The sequence below is a fragment of the Streptomyces sp. NBC_00582 genome (assembly GCF_036345155.1).
Lineage (GTDB): Bacteria > Actinomycetota > Actinomycetes > Streptomycetales > Streptomycetaceae > Streptomyces.
The window spans coordinates 10,270,718-10,289,983 of sequence record NZ_CP107772.1 but is presented as its reverse complement, the minus strand read 5'-3'; the positions used below and the strand labels follow the sequence as shown (position 1 = coordinate 10,289,983).

Below are 19,266 nucleotides of genomic sequence, written 5' to 3'. Positions count from 1 at the left end.
GTGCTCGCGTCGGGCAATACTGCGCCACCGTGCCCCTGCTGTTCGCCGATGCTGCTGGAAACAGCCGATCCTCACCCCTCTTGGAGCATCAAACCAATTTGGTGCAGCGCTCCAAGTGTGTCACGATGGAGACATGGCAACGAGAAACCCCCGCTCAGAGCGACGCAACCAGGTGCTCTCCCGGGAGCGGATCATCGAGACGGCGATCGAGCTGCTCGACGCGGGCGGCGAGGGCGCCATGACCACGCGGGCGCTCACTGAGCGCCTGTCCACCGGCTCGGGAGCGATCTACTACCGGGTGGGCAGCCGGGACGACCTGCTGGACACGGCGACCGAGACGCTCGTCACCGCGGCCCTGGCCGCAAAGCCCGCACAGGCTTCAGCCGCGCCCGGGGACGAGATCCGCACCGTGGCGCTGGCCCTGTTCGACGTAATCGCCGAGCACCAGTGGCTCGCGACGCGGCTGACCCAGCAGGTGGTCCGCAAGCCGTTCGGCCCGGTGACGGTCGGCATCTTCGAGCGGATCGGCCGCCAGGTCGGCGCGCTGGGTGTACCGCAGGCGTCCTGGTTCGACGCGGCGTCGACGCTGGTGCACTACATCCTCGGCGCCGTCAGCCAGAACACCCGGATGGAGGGCGACGCGCCCGACGGCTCGCACGACCGCGGCGAGTTCCTCGACGCGACCGCGGCGGCCTGGCATGACCTCAATGCCGAGGACTACCCGTTCATGCACGCGATCGTCGCCCAGATAAACACGCACGACGACCGCGAGCAGTTCCTCACCGGCATCGCCGTGATTCTCGACGGCCTCACCCGGCTCGGCTGACCCATCCCGGCCGGCCCACCCCCAGCACGCGTCTCAGAAAGGCATCCCCTCATGCGTGACGTAGTAATCGCAGGCGGCGGCCCGGTCGGCCTGTTCCTGGCCACCGAGCTCGCCCTGGGCGGCGCCCGCGTCCTGGTTCTGGAGCGCGACGAGGAAGCCACGTCACCGTGGAAGGCGCTCCCGTTGGGCTTGCGCGGCCTGAGCGCCGGGTCGGCCGAGACGTTCCACCGCCGCGGCCTGCTGGAAGCAGTGATAGGCGCTTCGCACGCCGACCCGGCGAAGGTCGGCGCGGCCCCCGACGCCATCCAGGCACCGGATCCCCGGGACGTCAGCCACTTCGCCGGCATGGGCCTCAACGCGGCCGACATCGACGTGGCCTCGCTGCCCTTCCGGCTGCCCAGCCCGGCGATGGAAGGCTTCATGACCAGCCTGGAGGCGGTCACCTCGGTCATGGCCGAGCGCGCCGCCGAACTCGGCGTGGAGATCCTGCGCGCCAAGCCCGTCACGGCCCTCACGCAAGACGACGTCCATGTCACGGTCACGGCCGGGGGCCAGGAGTACCAGGCGCGCTACCTGGTCGGGTGCGACGGCGGACGCAGCACGGTGCGGGGCCTGGCGGGTTTCGACTTCATCGGCACGGATCCACTGTTCACCGGCTACGTCGCCAAGATCACCTTCGCCGACCCCGACCAGTTGTCGCTGGGCTTCAACCTGACGGACAACGGCATGTATCTGCGCACGCCCTTCGAGGGGCACCTGGGCATGATGGACTTTGACGGCGGCGCCTTCGACCGGTCCCAGCCGCTGACCCGCGAGCGCCTCCAGGATGTCCTGCGCCGCATCACGGGTACCGCCGTGTCGCTGACCGAGGTGCATCTGGCGTCGAGCTTCACCGACCGTGCCATGCAGACCACGACGTACCGCAAGGGGCGTGTCCTGCTGGCCGGGGATGCCGCGCACATTCACTCGCCCCTTGGCGGCCAGGGTCTCAACCTCGGCATCGGGGACGCGGCCAACCTCGGCTGGAAGCTCGCTGCGACCGTGCGCGGCACCGCGCCCGAGGGCCTGCTCGACACCTACACCAGCGAGCGCCACCCGGTGGGAGCTGCGGTGCTGGACTGGTCGCGGGCCCAGGTGGCGACCATGAAGCCGGGCCCCAACGCCCCCGCGCTGCGACAGCTGGTCCACCAGCTGCTGAGCACCACGGACGGCACGACCCTCGCCTACCGGCGGACGACAGGTCTGTTCAACCGCTACGACCTGGGCGACGCTCACCCCCTCGTGGGCTGCACCACCCCCGAATTCCGCTTCGAGGACGGCACCCGCCTGGGCGACCTGCTCCGCCAGGGCCAGGGCGTCTTGCTCGACTTCCGCACCGACGACCAGCTCCAGCGTGCGGCGAAGAACTGGGAGGGCCGGATCCAGTACGCGGCCGGCCCGGCGCGCAACGACCTCGGCTTCACCGCGGTTCTCGTCCGCCCCGACGGCGTCGTGGCCTGGGCCGCCGGGCAGGACCTGGACCCCGGCACGTTCGAGCAGGCGGCCACCCGCTGGTTCACCGGCGCCCAGAACTAGCCCGACCGCGGCCCTCGCTGGCACAGGCCGACGAGGCCGCCGGACACCCCCACAGATCGCCGTCGCGCGCGCTGCGCGTCACGCGCGGATTCCAGCGTTTCCGCAGGAACCACTGCTCACGATCAAGCGGAACCTACAATGATCCCCGGCCCCCCTCTGTCTCAGTCCGCGCACTCACCAGCCAGCAGCGCCTGGCCGGCGGACTTCACCGCGCACCAGATCGGCACCGGCTGCCCGATGTGCGAGAACGACTTCGACACCGACGACATCGGCTGTTGCGATGGCCTTCCGAAGGCTTGAAGTATCGGCGGACGTTCTCCACCTTCTTATGTCGGGACTTCACGCAAGGTCACCAGCGGGCTGGACTCCTCGGGAAACCGGCGACAGTTGATTACGCGAGTCCACCAGTAGCAACCCCCTGTCCGGCCCCGCCGAGGCGCTGCGCTCAGCGGCGACCTCGCACCTGATGTCGGCGGTCGACGCGGGGCATGTGAGCGCCCGGAACCGGATCGCCCCGCATGAGGCAGCGGCCGACCTCGGACACACCGGCCCGGAGGCGGCCGCCGGGGATACCCCCGTACGGGTGGACCCCATGGGCCGGCCCGCACGGGATCACCGGTAGCGCTCACCGTCCCGCCGATCATGACGGTCGGCGGGACGGGCCCGCCCACGGACGACCCGGGCGGAGCGGTTGGATGCACAACAGATTCGGTTTCCTGGCATCGGTGGTGACGGTCTGTCTGGCCACGGGCAGTCTCGTCGCGCCCTGCTCGGCCGCCTCTGAGAAAGCCCGCACCGCCGACGTCACCGCGGTCTCCAAGGACACCTACCGCACCGGATGGGACCCCGACGAGCCCGGCCTCGCGCCCGGCCAGGTCTCCAGCTCGGACTTCGGCCAGCGGTTCTCCACCGCTGTCGACGGACAGGTCTACGCCCAGCCGCTGGTCGTCGGGAACACGGTCGTCGTCGCCACCGAGAACAACAAGGTGTACGGCCTGGACTCGGCCACCGGCGTGGTCATCTGGACGAAGAGCCTGGGCGCCGCCTGACCCGTCTCGGCCATCGGGTGCGGCGACCTCGTGCCGAACATCGGCGTCACCGCGACCCCTGTCTACGACCCGGCGACGGGCACGGTCTACCTCACCTCCAAGGCCGACGACGGCGCCGACGTCCAGCAGCCCAACTGGTACGTCCACGCCCTCAACGTCACCACCGGCGCCGAGCGCAGCGGCTGGCCGGTCAAGGTGGCCGGCGCCCCGGTCAACGACCCGGGCCGCCCCTTCAACGCCTACACCGCGATGCAGCGCCCCGGCCTGCTGCTCATGGACGGCGCGGTGTACGCGGGCTTCGGCTCCCACTGCGGCTACGCCCCCTACGTCGGCCATGTCCTGCGGGTCGACACCGCCACCCGCGGGACCACCCTGTGGTCCACCGTGACCTCCTCCGACAACGGCAAGGGGGGCGTCTGGATGAGCGGTGGCGGCCTGGTCTCCGACGGGCCCGGCCGCATCCTGCTCTCCACGGGCAACGGCACCTCCCCGGCGGCCGGCCCGGGTGCGAAGCCGCCGGGCCAGCTCGGTGACTCCGTCGTACGCCTCGGTGTCAACAGCGACGGCACGTTGTCCGCGCAGGACTTCTTCAGCCCCTCCAACGCCCCCGTCCTCGACCTGCTCGACGCCGACCTCGGCTCCGGCGGCCCGGCCGCCCTCCCGGACGACGTCTTCGGCACGGCCCAGCACCCGCACCTCCTGGTACAGATCGGCAAGGACGGCCGGCTGTTCCTCCTCGACCGCGACGACCTCGGCGGCCGCAGCCAGGGAGCGAGCGGCGCCGACAAGGTCCTCGGCACCTTCGGCCCCTACGAAGGCGTCTGGGGCCACCCGGGCGTGTACGGCGGAGAGGGCGGCTACGTCTACACGATCGGCGGGCGCGGCCCGCTGCGCGCCTTCAAGTACGGCGTGAACGGCGTCGGCCTGCCCGGGCTCAGCGACGCCGGCCGCTCCACTGAGACCTTCGGCTTCGCCTCCGGCTCCCCGGTGATCACCTCCACGGGCACCACCCCCGGCTCGGCGGTCGTCTGGGCGGTGTACTCGGACGGTTCGAGCGGCGCGAACGGCCAGCTGCGCGCGTACGAGGCCACACCGGTGGACGGCACCCTGAAGAAGCTGTGGTCGGCCCCGATCGGCGTCGCCTCCAAGTTCTCCGTCCCCGCCACCGACGGCGGCCGCGTCTACGTCGGCACCCGCGATGGCCACGTCCTCGCCTTCGGCCGTCCCGCCGGCGCCGCGCTCACCGGCAGGCCCGTGCGCTCCGGCGACACGCCGACCGGTGGTGGCCCCGGCCACGCCCTGGCCCCCGCCCCCTGGGCTGCCGACCCCCGTCTCCTGGAGCGCGCCCGCCGGTCCGGACCGCCCCGCTGACCCCACGCCGGTGACAGGTCCCCGGCCCTCGGCCGGGACGCCGCCGAACTCACCGCGCTCGCCGACCACCTCACCGCCCACGGCTCGGTCCTGAAGATGCTTGCCGGGCCCCTGCCCGGCATCTACAACCCCACCGGGCCGGGGAAGCTGCTGTTCACGTTCTTCGCAGCGATGGTGGAGACCGAGCGGGAGAACATCCGCGAGTCGACACTCGAAGGGCTCGACACCGCAGCACGCAAGGGCAAGCACGGCGGCCGCCGGTCATCACCGACGACATGCTCCCCACCGTGCTCCGCCGCCGCGCGGGCGGCGAGTCCGTCGAGCAGATCCAGCCCGACCTGATCATCCCCACCGGCAAGCGCAAGGGACAGAGCCCGTCGGTGGGCAGCATCCACCGGGCGCTCGCCGAGCACGCCAAGCGCGAGGCGTACCCCGCAGCCGTCGAACAGGCCCACGCCGACTTCGCCGCCATGAACAACGGACCACTGCCCCAGCCCCGTACTCCAGCAGAGGGCTGAAGCCACGCTGAGCTACCTGTCCTCTCGCCGTAGCTACACGAGAACAGAGCCGACAACATGCACACGGCAAGGTCGCCGGGGCACACGGACAGACCGGTGGACGGGACCGTTGAGGGACGTCCGGGGCACGGCACGGTCGACTTCAGCCGACAGCGCCGCATGCGTCGCCCCGGCGCTTCCCGTCCCGGCCCGTGTGCCACAACGACCGTGATCCGGCGTGGTGAAAGCGAGATCCCACCCGCCCGGCGGGGAACCCACGGGAAACACAGAGGGGCATTCCGTTTTCGTGAACGCCCCTCGGATTCAGAACATCGTGTTGTCGTTGGCGGAGGTGGCCGGCACGTCCTGAAGCACGTCCCAGTGCTCGACGATCTTCCCGCCCTGTACCCGGAACAGATCCACTACGGACTGCCCGCGCTCGCCGGGCGCGTTCACGTAGTGACTGTGGACGGCGACCAGATCCCCCTCGGCGACAACGCGCTTGCGGGAGACGGTCAGCTCCGGGAACGCCCGGAAGTACGCCCCGAGCCCGTCCCGCGCACCGGCCACACCATCCGCGATGCCGGGATTGTGCTGGTGGTACCCGGCGCTCCAGTACGTGTCGAGCGCGGACAGATCCTTGCCGACGATGAGCTGGTCGAATGCCTTGATGACGAGCTTCTTGTTGGAGGCGGTGAGCCCTCGCGGACCAGGTTGTCCTGTGTGCGGCCGACTGATGGTGGAGAACATGTCGTTGCCGTTGACACTGCTGCCGGGGACGTCCTGCAGGGTGTCCCAGTGCTCGGCGATCTTGCCGTCCTGGAACCGGAAGATGTCGAATACGGCCGAGCCTCGACTTCCCGGCGTCAGTACGAGGTTGGAGTGCACCACGACGAGGTCGTTCTCGGAGATGACCCGCTTGACGTCGTACTTGGTGTCGGGGAACTGCTGATGCAACCCGGCAGCGAAGTTCTTCAACGCCTCGGGGCCATCGGACGCGAGGGGGTTGTGCTGGATGTAGTCGGCCCGCACGAACCTGTCCACGACCTCGGTGTCACCCTGCTCGAACGCCCCCTTGAGGACACGTACGGCGACGGTCTTCTGGTAGTCGAGCCGGGCGCCGCCGTCGACGTGCCCGAAGGCGTGACCCGCGCTGACGGGCGGCGAGGCGATGGCGGGTACGGTCGCGGCGCCCAGCAGGGCGGACGTGGCGACCGTGGCGAGGAGGATGCGACGGGTGGCCGTGCGCTGGCCGGCCATGCGGGAAGTCACGATGTTCCCTCTCTTGAGGCTTGGGCGGTTTGCTGGAAGGTCGGCGCGGACTTCAGTTCTTGGGGCCGAACATGTAGGTGTTGGCGACGTCGATGAGGGCTGCGCCCTGGTAGGCGGGGTAGCGCTCGGTGATGGCCTTCTTGTAGGCGTCGCCGTCGTCACCGAGCAGCTCCCGGCCGGCGTTGACGTAGTCGGTGAGCTCGGCCCAGATGGCGGGGGTGGTCGGCTCGCCGTGGCCGGGCAGGATGGTGTCGTACTCGGTCTCGGCTGCGAAGCGGTCGATGTTGGCCTGCCAGCCGTCGAAGTCCTTGTCCAGGAACCACAGGTGGGTGTGGTTGTAGGCGACGTCCTGAGCGACCAGGACACCCTGCTCGGGCAGCTTGATCACGAGGGTGGTGTGGATCTCGCCGCCGGTGACCTTCTCGAACACGAACGGGATGCCGTCGATGACCTCGGTGCCCGGGGTGATCTCCACGGTCGGAGTCATGTCGGCGAGCGGGATCTCGGCGCCGGTGGGCAGGTCCGTCTTGGCACCCATGGCGACGATCTCCGCGACGGTCTCAGGCAGGGCGTGCACGGGGACGCCGAAGCGGGCCGCGCCCTGGTAGTGGTCCGGATGCGCGTGGCTGATGACGAGGCGGTCGAGCGGCTTGCCCAGGCTCTTGGCGTAGGCGACGACCTCGTCGGCGTAGGCCAGGACGAACTGCGCGTCGACGGCGATGATCCGCGACGGCGTCTCGATCAGCTGGGTGGTGACGCCCAGGCCGTCCTCGGGCGAGACGTAGCTGTGGATGCGGACCTGGCCCTTGTCGATGATCGTGAGGGTGCCGTGCATGACTGTGCTCCTGTCGGAATGCGGATGAGCGGTGATGAGAGGAAGCGGGAAGGGGCGGATCGCTGAGGGCCGGCTCACGGCCGACCATCGGCCGTAACGGACACGGCCGGCTTTCCATCCCGACGGGCCCGCGCCCCTGGAACAACTCCATACTGGGCCCGAAGCGGAGGTCCCGCGAGGTACGCTGCGGTCTCGTGATGGTCCACAGGCGACAAGCGCGGCAGAAGCCCGGTCGGCCGGAGACGGGCCTGCCGAAGGTTGTTTTCCAGCCTCCGGCCGGAACCCCGGCGGGCATGGAGGTCATGACCCTGGCCGACTTCCGCGAGCGCACCCGTGACTGGCCTTGGCACATCGCCACCCCGCACCGGGCGGACTTCCACGCCCTGATGCTGGTCACCGCCGGCACCCTGCGCCACCGCGTCGACTTCACCGGGTACGTACTGCCGCCCGGTTCCTGGCTGTGGATTCGGCCCGGCCAGGTGCACCAGTGGCAAAACCCTGAGCAGGCCGAGGCCGTCCTGATCTTCTTCCAGGAGGACTTCGTCGCCCCCGAGACCGCAGAACTGGCCGGACTCGGCACCGGCACCGCCCCGATGCCCTTGTACAGCCCCGATCCTTCGGAGGCCCCCGTACTGGCCGCCGCGGCCGAGCAACTGGCCGCGGAATTCTCCCAGTCGCACCGCCATCCGCTGCCCGTGCACACCGCCCTGCTGCACCGCCTGCTCGACGTCGTACTCCTGCGTCTGGCCCACCTGCGGCAGCACGGCCAGGCCGCGGAATCGGCCCCCGAGCCCTTCCTGCGCTTCCGTGACGCTGTCGAACGAGGTTTCTCCCGCACCCATCGCATCGACGACTACGCCCGCGAGCTCGGCTACTCCACCCGCACCCTCACCCGCGCCACTCAGACCGCGGCGGGCCTCAGCGCCAAGGACTACCTCGACCAGCGCCTCGTCCTGGAGGCCAAGCGGCTCCTCGCCCACGGCACCGAGCCCGCCTCCACCATCGCGGCCCGCCTCGGCTTCACCAGCGCCACCCACTTCGGCAAGTTCTTCCAGCGCCACACCGGCCGCACCCCCCTGGGCTTCCGCGCCTCCCAACGTACGTCGCCGCCTGCGTAGCCGCTCACGCCACTGCTGTGCAAGGCGAGGGGCTGCGAGGTGGGGTACTTCGGGCTCAGCCTCCGAGCACCTCCGGCGGCACTCCGAGTTCCTTGGGTCCGACGAGCCCGAACGAGGGGCCTCGGGTGAGCCAGAGCAGCATGGGCAGGGCACGGTCGGGGTGTCGGCGGCTCATTTCGCGGGCGATGTCGGCGACGGGTACCCGTGGCCTGGCCACCTCCCGGTAGTCCTCCAGCCAGGCGCGGGTGTCGTCGAACACCTCCTCCCCGCCCACCGGGCCATGGCCCGGGACCACGATCCGGTGTTCCCCCAGCGCCTGGACCTCATCCGGGCACCGGGCTCCTCATGCCCCACCGCCGCACCCAGGCGAGGAGTTGCCGGGCTGGAAGCGGGAGCACAATCGCTCGCACAAACAGGTCCGCGCCGGCGTCGAGCACGTTTTTCGCCCGCATGAAGACCTGGAAGATCCTCCGCGACTGCCGTCTCAAGGGCGACGGCGTCCGCCACGCCATGCTCGGCATCGCCCGACTGCACAACCTCGCTCTCACGGGATAACTCCCGCCGCATACGAGACCACAGAGCCCGAGGGAGACGGCGCCCCCACCTCGCCGACGCGGAGGATCCTCAGTCGAGACAGAACTCGTTGCCCTCGATGTCCCGCATCACAATGCACGACTCGTTCTCTCCGTCGGCACGCATCGTTCGTACATGTTCCGCGCCAAGCGCGACCAGCCGTGCACACTCGGCTTCAAGCGTGGCCAGGCGCTCCTCACCCACGAGCCCGATACCGGCCCGCACGTCAAGATGCAGCCGGTTCTTAACGACCTTCCCTTCGGGAACGCGCTGGAAGAGCAGGCGCGGGCCCACACCCGAGGGATCACTACACGCGAAGTAGATCACCTGATCCTCTGGCGGCAGTGAACGATGGTAGTCCTCCCAAGTGGCGAACCCCGCCGGGACCGGAGGTACGACGTACCCCAGCACCTCGCACCAGAAGCCGGCGAGACGCGCAGGTTCCGCGCAGTCGAAGGTCACTTGGACCTGCTTGATCGTTGACATCGACGCACGATAACAGGGGTCCCTCTCATGCCCCTTGGGGGGTCCGCACGTTGTAGGGCGAACAGCCCCTGCCATCCGCTGCCGTGTCGTGCGGTCGCAAGGGTGAATTAGTCCGGCGCCTCCCCCAGGGGTGGGACCCAGGAGCCAATCCCGGCCAACCGCTCATGTGCCAAAGATCAGTTACGGGACAACCCTTACGAGTTCGTGCGTCGACGACCTCGGCCAGAGACCGCAGCCGCACGTCGGGGCTGACGGTGCAGCCTCGCTCGGCGAGCAGGGGCCGAACCTCACCGACGGCCCGGGTGATGGTGGAGCGGCGGCTGTCCCGTTGGCAGTGTGCCGCGCGCCGGAACGCGAAGGTGAGCTGGTGCAGGCGGGCGCATCCGAGCATGACGGCTGCGCATAGGCTGCCCCATGGTTCGGCCTAACGAGCTCGTGCACGGTAGGGGTGAGACGTCGAGCCTGGGTAGTTGATCATGGTCAGGTGGGTGGGGAACTCGACGCGTGCAGTGAGCATCAGCAATCGGCGGATCACGGGTCTGACTGCTGGAGTGATTTCTGAACTCGTGGGCCGAGGTAGCCCGTTGGGGCAGGAGCGCCACCAAGCGAGGCTTGCCGCTCGACCGCGAAAGCGCGCCGTGGGTGCCGGCGCGAAGCACCGGCTGGTGTTCGTCGACCGGCTCCTGGCCACGCTCGTCCATCTTCGCCACGGGGTCACCCATGACGTGCCGGCCTACTGGTTCGGAGTGGACACGCATCGACCCGAAGATCGTTTACAGGACAACCCTTACTGTGACGTCATGGACATAAATGAGTGGTGGGGATTTGTCGACAGGGCTCGGGCCGCGGTCGGTGACCGCGCCGACGATCGGGAACTACCTGATGACCCACTGCCTGAGGCGCTGGTCGATGTCCTTGCCGCGCTGGAGCCGGCTGAGATCGTTGACTTTTACGTCAAGTACGTCGAGGTGAAGGATTCGGCCTATCAGTATTCGTTGTGCATGGCCGCCTACTTGATTGAGGGTAGCTACACGGATGACGGCTTCAGCGACTTCCGTGGTGGGCTGATCCTCCTCGGGCGGGACACATTCAGCCGCGCGGTGGCAAATCCCGACTTTCTTGCCGACTTGCCCACTGTTACCTGCATGAGCCGCGAGGAAGGAGGCTGGATCGGCTACGAGTCTGTGAGCTATTTGATCTCGGATGCATACCGAAGGGTCCGAGGGGAAACCGACTCACTCGATACAGCCGTCGAGACCGCGCTGAGAGCCATGGCGCGTCCGGACAAGCCGCTGGGTGAAAAATGGAACTGGGACCCCGAAGATGAAAGGCAGATAAGGCGCCGTCTCCCAAGGCTTGCAGCACTTTTCCTCAGCTGAAGCGCCCGCAGTGATATCCCTATCCGGTGATCCCGGCGGATCGCCGCGTACAACTCGACCTTCGACTGCGGGTTGCCCATGAGACCCCAGCGGGATAAGCACACCCCACACAGCCACCGATACAAGGCCTCGCCGGCACATAGGACAAAATTGCCCAAATAGAGCCTACGGAGGTCTTATCCCACAGTTCTTTCGATTCGGCCCTATGGAAGACCATTTCCATGGACGATCCACCGGAGCGATGGGGCCAACTCCTTCGAACAGCCCCACCGCAAGAAACGCGACTACTCAAGGTTCGGCCCGTTTAAGTTCGACCGCCGTGAATATGCTGACGCCGTGAAGAACCTGGCTGCAGCAGTGGGCGCTGACGAGACGTGAGCGCATGTCATCGACTCATCACGGGAAGAGGAAGTCATGTTTAACCACGTCATCGGGCTGAGCCCTGAGGACGCCGCACGCTGGACCGACCTGGTCGAGCAGTCCCGACCAGTCCTTGAGCGCGACGGGATGGAGGCTGTCCAGACCCTCCTGGCGGAGCGCGGCACGGGCATCATCCAGGCGATCGCAATCACCCGGGCGTTACTTGGCAATGCCGAGACACCACTTCAAGTCGCCATCGACATCGTGGCCACAAGCAAGGCCCGACAATAATTTCAGAGAATACGGCATCGGGATGGATATGTGCCCGCCCCGGCGTCTTGATGGCGTTGGATCGTTGCCCTGGCGTGGAAATAGTTGAGCGGCTGGTGCCAGATGGGCTGTGGGAGATCTTCCTGGAGGTGGCCCCGGCGCCACCAGCTCGCACTCAGGGCGGGGGCCGTCGGCGGTGCGACGACCGTGGGGTGCTCGCCGCAGTCATCTTCCCAAAAGGCGAGTTGGACTGGTCTCGGTGCGCGATCGACTCGGTCAGTGTCCGCGCGGTCAAAGGGGGCCCTTGACCGGACCAAATCCGACCGATCGCGGCAAGCTAGTGCCGCATCAGGCAACGTTCGCCCTGTTCACGACTTCACGTAGGCGTTCGTCGGCGGCGTGCTTGTTCCGCCAGATGATGTAGCGGCGGATCATGCTGCCCTGCTCCTTGTGGCTGGCATGATCGGTGCCGTCGAGTGCGAAGTAGCGCAGGGCGGTGAACTGGGCTTCGATGCGGTTGAGCCAGGAGCTGTTGGTCGGCGTGTAGGCGAACTCGACGTTGTTGGCCGCGGCCCAGTCCCCGACCCGGGTGTCCTTCTTCGTGGTCAGGTGCGGGGAGAAGTTGTCGAGCACGATCGCGATGCGGATCTCGGGCGGGTAGAGGCTGCGCAAGTAGCGGCAGAACTCCAGGAATCTGGTCCGGTTCTTCTTCGGCTTGATGTGGCTGTAGAGCTTGTCCCTGCCCAGGTCGTAGGCGGCAAACAGGTGGCGGACCCCGTGCGGTCGTGTGTAGGTCGCCCGGCGTCGGGGCCGGGGCCCGCGGCTGGGATCCTTGTGCTTCCCACCGCGCTCGGCCCATTGCCGGCCGGGGTGGGGCTGGAGGTTGAGCGGCCCGAACTCGTCGAGGCATAAGACGACTTCGGGCTCGCCATCCTCGGGGACGACGTCCCCGTCGGCGATCGCGTAGAGGTGCTCGACGCGGGCCTTCTTCGCCGCGTAGTCGGGGTCGCGTGAGCTCTTCCAGGTCTTCACGCGTTGAAACGAGACGCCCTCCTCGCGGAGCAGTGCCCGCAGGCCCTCGTGGCTAATGTCGTCGACCACCCCCTCGGCGACCAGGGAGTCGGCCAGCTTGGCCAGGCTCCAGGTCGAAAACGGCAGGCCGTGCTCGGCCGGCTTGGACTTGGCGATCTTCTTGATCTCGCGGCGTTCGGGGAGGCTGAAGGTCTTGGGCCGGCCGCCCTTGTACTTCGGATAGAGCGAGTCGAACCCGTCCGCATTGAAGTTATGGATCACATCTCGGACCCGGTCCGGGCTGGTGAACGTCGCCTCGGCGATCTTCGCCACGTGCATGCCCTGCGCGGATAACAGCACCATCTGAGCCCGCCGCCAGGTCACCACCGAACCCGTGCCTCTACGGACGATCCGTAGCAACCGCCTGCCCTCGTCGTCATCGATCTCTCGGACCTGCACACGTTCAGCCACGCGATCATTCTGGCCGTCCGGCGCCGCCCAGGACGGCAAAACAGTGACGCCTCATCACAGGGCGAACGTTGCCTGATGCGGCACTAGAGTCAAAGCTCCACGTCATCTGTGACCGCAACGGGCTGCCGCTCTCGGTGGGCATCTCCGGCGCCAACCTGCACGACAGTCAGGCCCTCATACCGCTCATGCGTGGCATCCCGCCGGTCCGCTCCCGCTACGGGCCCAGGCGACGTCGGCCGACCAAGCTCCCGCGGACGAGGGCTATGACTTCGATCACCTGCAACTGGTTACGGCGCAGACAGATCGTCCCGCGGATCGCCCGCCGCGGTATCGAGCCGTCCGGCCGCCTGGGCCGGCACCGCCGGGTGATCGAACGCACCATGTCCTGGCTCAACGGCTGTCGCCGCCTGCATCGCCGCTACGAACGTACGGCCGACCTCTTCCTCGCCTTCGTCGGCATAGCCTGCACCGGACTTCGCCAATGGATCATGCGCTCGTGACGTCTCATGGCGGCCGCCTCCGGCGCATCCGCCACGACGCGCGATTCGATCAGCGGATTGTCCGGGTAGGGAAACGCCTCCAGATCAACCGATCATATCGACAATGTCCTCGTCGATCTCGGGGGTATGGCGATGTACCCAGAAGGAGAGCAGCCTCTTTCCTCCTCGGCCGCAACCGCAACCGCGACCGCAGCGGAGCAGATCGGCCCTAGCAGGGCCTGCACCGCAGTGAGGGCAATACCGTTGACGCGGTCAAGCTCGGGGTCTGCCATGCCGGCACATCTTGCCCGGTCATCGAGCAACCGCGCCAACTGAGACACCGTCTATCTCCACCGAGCGCTTGGGACGCCCCGTTCAGAACTCGTGCACCGCGCCCTCTACGACAGCCCGCCCGAACATCACCGCTGGCGTGCGATACGCCAGCGCTCTGATGCGCCGGGCCGCCGGTCACGGCCTGCGGAACGAGCCCGAGGATCCGGCCGGAACAGCACCCGCCAGGCCGGGCACCAGGAGACCGATCAGCATGCCCTGCGGTATCCACGGACGGTCCTTTCCTGCAACGGGCTGTACTTGTCCGCGATCCTTCCCCCGTAGCGTCACCGGTCCGCCGCGGGGATACAGCGGGGCAAACGACCAGTCGGTGCCACAAAAGTGGCACCGACTGGCGATCCAATACCTCTCGGGAGTGCCCATCGCAGCCCCGGAATGGCCCGTAACCCCCTACCCCTACTGGGAGGCAGCAGCCACACCGAAGTCACGTCCCCCAGGAGGTCGGGCGGCCCACCGGTTGGATATCTCAAGTGACGCAGCATCTGACATATGCCGCAAGGAACCAGAGAGATCCTCACCCCATCGGAGGGGCGTACAACGGGGCGCTTACCCGGTGATCAGAATGCTCAGACATGACCTGTGCACACCACCCGGCCGCCCGGCACACACCCCACCCGCCAACCCACCTACCAGCCCACCCACAACCAACCCATCCAGAACACCCGCGCCTTCGCCGGCGCACCCCTCCCCCGACAGATGGGTGTCGTGTCCCTTGGCGTGATGCAGGCGATCAATCGCATGTCGTGTTGGGGAGTGCGGGGGCGCTTTGGCTGCGCTCGGAAGCCCCCGGAAGGGTCAGACAACCCAGGCCGGAATCCCTGGACTTTAGGCCAGGGAGCACGTCAAACGGCTCTCCAGGCCCTTCTCGCGCGCCTCATCACGGAGGCTGGCGAAAGCGGCCCGGCCGACGATGACGCTGCGACGCTCGATCCGCAGCGCGAGGCCCGGGCCCTACTCGCCCTCGCGGACGGCCTGACCAGCGATGTGCTCATCGGGCGCTTGACCGCTGAGGAGGCCGAGGATGCCCTACACGTGCATTTGGTCCGCCTCTGGGAACGTCTCTCCACCAGCCGTCCCGGAAAGGCCGTCTGACACTCGTGGAGCTGATCGCCTTGCGCGTGCGGAGAACTGTTTCGGGGGCCAGATCGAGCCGCTTGCCGGGCGAAACGCTCACCGCATCTGCTGCCGACGGCGGGGCAGCGTGCGGACCTTGGCCGCTTCTGCGTCCCGTCCGGTGACCGCAGCGTGCTCCAAGGAGAGCGGGTTGAGTGCTGCCGCGTAGGTCTTGAGCCGCTCCTCCAGGAACCGGCAGTGGGCCTGCGGGTCGTTGTACTTCGCCTTCAGCTCCTCGTAGGCGTCGGTCGATCGGGCCTGTGTCGCTCTGTTCGCCTCGTCCTAGGCCACGTGCTGCTGGAAGAGGTCTTTGAGGTCGGTGTGCTGATGGGTGAGGTTCCAGCGTTTGACGTCGGCCTCGATGGCGAGTTGGGAGACGTTGAGGCGGCCGGTGGACCGGTGGGGTGTGCCGGCGAACAGGCGGTTCGTCGCGGCGAGGATGACTCTCCGGGTCGCGTCCGTCTCGTGGTCGAGGGGGAACACAGTCATCGGATGTCCCTTTCGTGTGCGTCGAGGATCGCCTTCAGCCGGGCCAGTTCGTGCCGTTCGCGTTCATGGCGGATGGGCGGGGCGAGCAGGTCGGAGACGATCTCTTCCAGTTCGGACACCTGATGCCTGACGTATTCGATGTCGCGATCGCAGGGCCAGCAGTAGCCGGTGACATCGAGGCGACGGCGAACCGGGTCACGGACGGCTGGCTGACCCCGGCCAGCTCGGCCAGTTCGACGCTGGAGAGGAACGGCACGTCGGCGGCGCGCCGCACCATGCTGTGGGCGATGCGCCGCTGGGTCGGCGTCAGCCGGTGCCCCTCGAAGAGCGCCTGCAGCCGTCCGGCGGGTGTGTCCGCCACGCCCCTGCCGTCCATGTCGGTCTCCGCGCTCATGCCCCGCTCCCCCTCCAGATGTCCGTGAACCGGTCCAGCAGCCGGGCCGCCGCGCCCACGTCGTCCGTGAGCGGCCGGTCGGCCTGGTCCGCGTCGAGCACCGCCTCGGCGAGCTCCAGCGCCCGCCCGGCCGGAACCCCCGGCGCGGGCCGCAGCTCGCGCTGGCGCAGCGCCCGTACGGCGGCGACGAGTTCGCAGCCGACCACGAGACGGTACGCGCCGCAGGCGCGCAGTGTCTGCCGGGCGGCGAGTGAGGCGAAACTGGCCTGTTCCTCGACGCCTCGGGAGAGTACAGCGTGGCCGAGCGAGGCGGGGGCGGAGAAGGCCCGCAGGTCGCCGAGGGCGGCTCCGGCGGCGTACTCCAGGATCATCACGCCGGAGGAGGCGGGCCGGTCGTCGGCGAGGAAGGGCCGCAGCCGGGTGTAGGCGGGCTCGTTGAGGGTGGAGAGCCGGGAGGTGGACAGCCGCGCGACCTGGGTCAGTGAGAGTCGGAAGTGGTCGAGGGCGAGGGCGAGTTGGGCCTGGTAGAAGCCGCCGTGGTGGTAGGCGGTCAGGTCCTCGGGGGAGATGAGGGGGTTCTCGGCGGCGGCGTTGATCTCGATGGCGAGGACCTCCTCCAGGGCGTCGGCGGCGTCGTGCGCGGGGCCGTGGATCTGGGGCAGGCAGCGGAAGCCGTACGGGTCCTGGATGCGGCCGAGCGGAGGGGCGGGCCGGTCCTCGGCGCCGGTCAGCTCGCGCATCCGGCGGGCGACCGCGGTGGAGCCGCGGTGGGGGCGGGCGGCGTGCACGGGGGCGGCGTACGCCTCGTGCGAGCCGTCCACGGCCAGCAGGGAGAGGGCGGCGACGACCTGGGTGGCTTCGAGGAGTCCGCGCAGCTCGTGCAGGGCGAGGGCGGACTGGCCGAGGGTGAGGGCGTTGCTGCTGATCAGGGCGAGGGCGTCGTTGTTGTCGAGGGGCTGGGGCCCGGGGGCGCCGTCGCCGCGCCAGGGATGCTCCCCGGCCAGCGCCAGGCCCACCTGGGCCAGCGCCGCCAGGTCTCCGGTGCCCACGGATCCGAACTCGTTGACGACCGGGTGCGCGCCGCTCTCCAGGGCCTCGCACAGGGCGGTGACGACGCCGGGGCGCAGTCCCGCTCCGCCGGCGAGGAGCTGGTTGGCGCGGACGGCGAGCATCGCGCGGACCTGCCGGGCGGGGAGTTCCTCGCCGATGGCGCCGGCATGGCTGCGCAGCAGCCGCAGCCCGTGCTCGGCGGCCTCCTCGGTGGGCACGTCCTCGTTGCGGTTGGCGCCGACTCCGGTGGAGCGGCCGTAGACACGTCCGGTCGCGGCGATCTGCCGGGCGGCGTCCCAGACCTCCGTCATCCGCCGCAGCGCGTCGGTCCCCGGGACCGGTCGCGCGGCGCCGTCGGCGAGACGGACGACGTCCGGGACGCCGAGGGCGACGCCGTCGAGAACGACGAGGCCGCTGTGGCCGCTGTGACCGCTGTGGCCGCTGGGCGCGACACTCGGGTCATCCACGATCTGAGACGACATTGACCCCAAACCCTTCCCAATGCGGACACTCGATCTTGCACAGCGGTCATCTGTTACGTCGGATTAACGTCAAGCCGTTGACAAGCTATTCAGTCACCAAGAACTCTGCATGACGTTATACAGCCGGGCAAGGGACATCTCATGATCCAGTTCGATGCGGTCCACAAGCGCTTCCCCAACGGCACGACAGCAGTGCACGACCTCACCCTGCACATGCCGGAAGGCGGCGTGACCGTACTGGTCGGCTCCTCCGGCTGCGGCAAGACCACCACCCTGCGCATGGTCAACCGCATGGTGGAACCGACGTCCGGAACCATCCGGGTCGGCGGCAAGGACGTCACCCGACAGGACGCGGCCGAACTGCGCCGTTCCATCGGGTACGTCATCCAGCAGGCCGGCCTCTTCCCGCACCGCACGGTGCTCGACAACATCGCCACCGTGCCGCTGCTGCTCGGCCACGGCCGCCGCCGCGCCCGCGCCCGCGCCGCCGAACTCCTGGAGACCGTCGGCCTCTCCGCCGACGCCGGGAAGCGCTACCCGCACCAGCTCTCCGGCGGGCAGCAGCAGCGCGTCGGGGTGGCCCGCGCGCTCGCCGCCGACCCGCCGGTGCTGCTCATGGACGAGCCCTTCGGCGCGGTGGACCCCGTCGTGCGCACCCAGCTCCAGGACGAACTGCTCCGGCTCCAGAGGGAGTTGAGCAAGACCATCGTCTTCGTCACCCATGACATCGACGAGGCCGTCCGCCTCGGCGACCGCATCGCCGTCTTCCGCACCGGCGGGCACCTCGTCCAGTGCGCCTCCCCCGCCGAGCTGCTCGCCCGCCCCGCCGACGACTTCGTCGCCGACTTCCTCGGCGCCGAGCGCGGCCTGAAGCTGCTGTCGCTGAAGACCCTCGCGGGCGTCCCCCAGGGCCCGGCCCCCGAGGGCGGCGCCTGGAGCCTCGTCCTCGACGAGGCCCGCAAGCCGCTCCACTGGGCCTCCCAGGACGCCGAGCTCCCCGTACGGCCGCTCACCGACGACGACTCCCTGCTGTCCGCGCTCAACGAGTGCGTCGCCTCCCCCACCGGCCTGGTCGCCCGCGTCGACGCGGCCGGCGTCCTCACCGGCGTCACATCCCGCGACGAGGTCCACCAGCACGCCGGCCAGGCCCACGCGGAAGCCCGGGTGGCCGTATGAGCATCGACTGGTCCTGGATAGCGGGCCACACCGACGACCTGACCACGCTCACGCTCTCCCATCTGCAGGCCGCGCTGACCGCCGTCTTCTTCGGCCTGCTGATCTCGCTGCCGCTCGCCGTGGTCGCCCACCGGATCCGCCCCCTGCGCGGCTTCCTCCTCGGGCTCTCGAACGTCCTGTTCACGATCCCGTCGATCGCGATCTTCGTGCTCCTGCTGCCGGTCAGCGGGCTCACCCGCACCACGACCGTCATCGGCCTGACCGTCTACACCCTGGTCGTCCTGCTGCGGAACACGGTCGAGGGCCTCGACTCGGTGCCCACGCGGACCAAGGAGGCGGCCAAGGCCATGGGCACCCGCCCCCTGCGCACCCTCCTGACCGTCGAGCTCCCGCTCGCGCTCCCCGTGATCATGGCGGGCGTGAGGATCGCGACCGTCATGTCGATCTCCCTGGTGTCGGTCGCCACCTACATCGGCGACGGCGGCCTCGGCCAGCTCTTCACCGATGGCTTCCAGCGCGACTTCCCGACCCCGGTGATCGCGGGCGTGGTCCTCACGATCCTCCTCGCCGTCGTCGCGGACGCGGCCCTGGTCGCCCTCCAGTACGTCCTGACCCCGTGGAAGAGGCGGCGAGCCTGAC

Annotated in this window: 19 protein-coding genes and 6 pseudogenes; 15 read left to right on the top strand and 10 right to left on the bottom strand. The window is 68.9% G+C overall.

Annotation, left to right across the window (positions count from 1 at the left end):
- Positions 1–133: 133 nt before the first annotated feature.
- The 6 genes and pseudogenes from OG852_RS46780 (at position 134) to OG852_RS46755 (ending at position 5,339) form a co-directional block, all read left to right on the top strand.
- Entirely contained in the window at positions 134–826 is a 693-nt protein-coding gene (locus OG852_RS46780) for a TetR/AcrR family transcriptional regulator (protein WP_133918164.1), read from the top strand.
- A 51-nt stretch (positions 827–877) separates the two neighbouring features.
- Complete coding sequence (locus OG852_RS46775) at positions 878–2,401, top strand: FAD-dependent oxidoreductase (protein WP_330351162.1); 1,524 nt, start codon at positions 878–880, stop codon at positions 2,399–2,401.
- A gap of 695 nt (positions 2,402–3,096) precedes the next feature.
- Complete coding sequence (locus OG852_RS46770) at positions 3,097–3,450, top strand: outer membrane protein assembly factor BamB family protein (RefSeq protein WP_330351161.1); 354 nt, start codon at positions 3,097–3,099, stop codon at positions 3,448–3,450.
- 30 nt (positions 3,451–3,480) lie between these two features.
- Entirely contained in the window at positions 3,481–4,821 is a 1,341-nt protein-coding gene (locus tag OG852_RS46765; RefSeq protein WP_330351160.1) for a PQQ-binding-like beta-propeller repeat protein, read from the top strand.
- 87 nt (positions 4,822–4,908) lie between these two features.
- Positions 4,909–5,163, top strand: a pseudogene (locus tag OG852_RS46760) (recombinase family protein); the annotation flags it as partial.
- A complete protein-coding gene (locus OG852_RS46755) occupies positions 5,097–5,339 on the top strand; it encodes a hypothetical protein (protein ID WP_330351159.1) in 243 nt (80 codons plus the stop codon). The pseudogene OG852_RS46760 and the gene OG852_RS46755, both read left to right, overlap by 67 nt.
- Positions 5,340–5,642: 303 nt before the next feature.
- Here OG852_RS46755 and OG852_RS46750 read toward each other — a convergent pair whose 3' ends face one another.
- Together OG852_RS46750 and OG852_RS46745 are read right to left on the bottom strand one after the other, a co-directional pair.
- On the bottom strand, positions 5,643–6,578 hold the full coding sequence (locus tag OG852_RS46750; RefSeq protein ID WP_330351622.1) for a nuclear transport factor 2 family protein: 936 nt from the start codon (positions 6,576–6,578) through the stop codon (positions 5,643–5,645).
- 64 nt (positions 6,579–6,642) lie between these two features.
- Entirely contained in the window at positions 6,643–7,425 is a 783-nt protein-coding gene (locus OG852_RS46745) for an MBL fold metallo-hydrolase (RefSeq protein WP_330351158.1), read from the bottom strand.
- Positions 7,426–7,718: 293 nt separating this feature from the next.
- On the opposite strand from OG852_RS46745, the gene OG852_RS46740 reads away from it, so the two are divergent.
- The gene (locus tag OG852_RS46740; RefSeq protein WP_330351157.1) at positions 7,719–8,543 is read left to right on the top strand and encodes a helix-turn-helix domain-containing protein; all 825 of its coding nucleotides are present in this window, start codon (positions 7,719–7,721) and stop codon (positions 8,541–8,543) included.
- A gap of 55 nt (positions 8,544–8,598) precedes the next feature.
- Here the strand turns inward: OG852_RS46740 and OG852_RS46735 are convergent, their stop codons facing one another.
- Positions 8,599–8,838, bottom strand: a complete 240-nt coding sequence (locus OG852_RS46735; RefSeq protein WP_330351644.1) for a hypothetical protein — start codon at positions 8,836–8,838, stop codon at positions 8,599–8,601.
- Positions 8,839–8,855: 17 nt separating this feature from the next.
- On the opposite strand from OG852_RS46735, the pseudogene OG852_RS46730 reads away from it, so the two are divergent.
- Positions 8,856–9,098: pseudogene (locus OG852_RS46730) on the top strand (transposase); the annotation flags it as partial.
- A 69-nt stretch (positions 9,099–9,167) separates the two neighbouring features.
- Here OG852_RS46730 and OG852_RS46725 read toward each other — a convergent pair.
- The gene (locus OG852_RS46725) at positions 9,168–9,602 is read right to left on the bottom strand and encodes a VOC family protein (RefSeq protein ID WP_133918159.1); all 435 of its coding nucleotides are present in this window, start codon (positions 9,600–9,602) and stop codon (positions 9,168–9,170) included.
- Positions 9,603–9,813: 211 nt separating this feature from the next.
- A pseudogene (locus OG852_RS46720) lies at positions 9,814–9,918 on the bottom strand (transposase family protein); the annotation flags it as partial.
- A gap of 160 nt (positions 9,919–10,078) precedes the next feature.
- On the opposite strand from OG852_RS46720, the pseudogene OG852_RS46715 reads away from it, so the two are divergent.
- From OG852_RS46715 to OG852_RS46700, 4 genes and pseudogenes are all read left to right on the top strand, one after another.
- Positions 10,079–10,309: pseudogene (locus tag OG852_RS46715) on the top strand (transposase family protein); the annotation flags it as partial.
- 93 nt (positions 10,310–10,402) lie between these two features.
- Positions 10,403–10,981: a DUF4240 domain-containing protein gene (locus OG852_RS46710; RefSeq protein WP_330351621.1), complete on the top strand. Its 579-nt coding sequence runs from the start codon at positions 10,403–10,405 to the stop codon at positions 10,979–10,981.
- Positions 10,982–11,395: 414 nt separating this feature from the next.
- Positions 11,396–11,632 carry a hypothetical protein gene (locus OG852_RS46705; RefSeq protein WP_330351156.1) on the top strand — a complete coding sequence of 79 codons (237 nt, stop codon included), beginning with the start codon at positions 11,396–11,398 and terminating at the stop codon, positions 11,630–11,632.
- Positions 11,633–11,682: 50 nt separating this feature from the next.
- Positions 11,683–11,948: pseudogene (locus tag OG852_RS46700) on the top strand (hypothetical protein); the annotation flags it as partial.
- A gap of 11 nt (positions 11,949–11,959) precedes the next feature.
- Here the strand turns inward: OG852_RS46700 and OG852_RS46695 are convergent.
- Positions 11,960–13,093, bottom strand: a complete 1,134-nt coding sequence (locus OG852_RS46695; RefSeq protein ID WP_330351155.1) for an IS630 family transposase — start codon at positions 13,091–13,093, stop codon at positions 11,960–11,962.
- A gap of 68 nt (positions 13,094–13,161) precedes the next feature.
- Here OG852_RS46695 and OG852_RS46690 point away from each other — a divergent pair, with 68 nt between their 5' ends.
- On the top strand, positions 13,162–13,593 hold the full coding sequence (locus tag OG852_RS46690; protein ID WP_330351154.1) for a transposase: 432 nt from the start codon (positions 13,162–13,164) through the stop codon (positions 13,591–13,593).
- Positions 13,594–15,318: 1,725 nt separating this feature from the next.
- Here OG852_RS46690 and OG852_RS46680 read toward each other — a convergent pair.
- The 4 genes and pseudogenes from OG852_RS46680 to OG852_RS46670 all read right to left on the bottom strand — a co-directional run bounded on the left by OG852_RS46680 (position 15,319) and on the right by OG852_RS46670 (position 17,451).
- On the bottom strand, positions 15,319–15,525 hold the full coding sequence (locus OG852_RS46680; RefSeq protein ID WP_330351153.1) for a hypothetical protein: 207 nt from the start codon (positions 15,523–15,525) through the stop codon (positions 15,319–15,321).
- A complete protein-coding gene (locus OG852_RS51125; RefSeq protein ID WP_443064629.1) occupies positions 15,522–15,644 on the bottom strand; it encodes a hypothetical protein in 123 nt (40 codons plus the stop codon). Before OG852_RS51125 ends, OG852_RS46680 begins: the two co-directional genes overlap by 4 nt.
- A gap of 59 nt (positions 15,645–15,703) precedes the next feature.
- Positions 15,704–15,937 (bottom strand): annotated as a pseudogene (locus OG852_RS46675) (MurR/RpiR family transcriptional regulator); the annotation flags it as partial.
- A complete protein-coding gene (locus OG852_RS46670; protein ID WP_330351152.1) occupies positions 15,916–17,451 on the bottom strand; it encodes an aromatic amino acid ammonia-lyase in 1,536 nt (511 codons plus the stop codon). The pseudogene OG852_RS46675 and the gene OG852_RS46670, both read right to left, overlap by 22 nt.
- Before the next feature lie 141 nt (positions 17,452–17,592).
- Between OG852_RS46670 and OG852_RS46665 the strand changes: the two genes are divergently transcribed.
- On the top strand, positions 17,593–18,627 hold the full coding sequence (locus OG852_RS46665; RefSeq protein WP_330351151.1) for an ABC transporter ATP-binding protein: 1,035 nt from the start codon (positions 17,593–17,595) through the stop codon (positions 18,625–18,627).
- Positions 18,624–19,265, top strand: a complete 642-nt coding sequence (locus OG852_RS46660; RefSeq protein WP_133915521.1) for an ABC transporter permease — start codon at positions 18,624–18,626, stop codon at positions 19,263–19,265. The genes OG852_RS46665 and OG852_RS46660 overlap by 4 nt, the downstream gene beginning before the upstream one ends.
- The last annotated feature ends 1 nt before the right edge of the window (position 19,266 follow it).

Coding starts and splice junctions, on each gene's coding strand:
- OG852_RS46660 (WP_133915521.1), top strand. CDS start 18,624: ATGAGCATCGACTGGTCCTGGATAGCGGGCCACACCGACGACCTGACC.
- OG852_RS46710 (WP_330351621.1), top strand. CDS start 10,403: ATGGACATAAATGAGTGGTGGGGATTTGTCGACAGGGCTCGGGCCGCG.
- OG852_RS46775 (WP_330351162.1), top strand. CDS start 878: ATGCGTGACGTAGTAATCGCAGGCGGCGGCCCGGTCGGCCTGTTCCTG.
- OG852_RS46670 (WP_330351152.1), bottom strand. CDS start 17,451: ATGTCGTCTCAGATCGTGGATGACCCGAGTGTCGCGCCCAGCGGCCAC.
- OG852_RS46740 (WP_330351157.1), top strand. CDS start 7,719: ATGGAGGTCATGACCCTGGCCGACTTCCGCGAGCGCACCCGTGACTGG.
- OG852_RS46745 (WP_330351158.1), bottom strand. CDS start 7,425: ATGCACGGCACCCTCACGATCATCGACAAGGGCCAGGTCCGCATCCAC.
- OG852_RS46725 (WP_133918159.1), bottom strand. CDS start 9,602: ATGTCAACGATCAAGCAGGTCCAAGTGACCTTCGACTGCGCGGAACCT.
- OG852_RS46705 (WP_330351156.1), top strand. CDS start 11,396: ATGTTTAACCACGTCATCGGGCTGAGCCCTGAGGACGCCGCACGCTGG.
- OG852_RS46680 (WP_330351153.1), bottom strand. CDS start 15,525: ATGACTGTGTTCCCCCTCGACCACGAGACGGACGCGACCCGGAGAGTC.
- OG852_RS46755 (WP_330351159.1), top strand. CDS start 5,097: ATGCTCCCCACCGTGCTCCGCCGCCGCGCGGGCGGCGAGTCCGTCGAG.
- OG852_RS46780 (WP_133918164.1), top strand. CDS start 134: ATGGCAACGAGAAACCCCCGCTCAGAGCGACGCAACCAGGTGCTCTCC.
- OG852_RS46665 (WP_330351151.1), top strand. CDS start 17,593: ATGATCCAGTTCGATGCGGTCCACAAGCGCTTCCCCAACGGCACGACA.
- OG852_RS46750 (WP_330351622.1), bottom strand. CDS start 6,578: ATGGCCGGCCAGCGCACGGCCACCCGTCGCATCCTCCTCGCCACGGTC.
- OG852_RS46770 (WP_330351161.1), top strand. CDS start 3,097: ATGCACAACAGATTCGGTTTCCTGGCATCGGTGGTGACGGTCTGTCTG.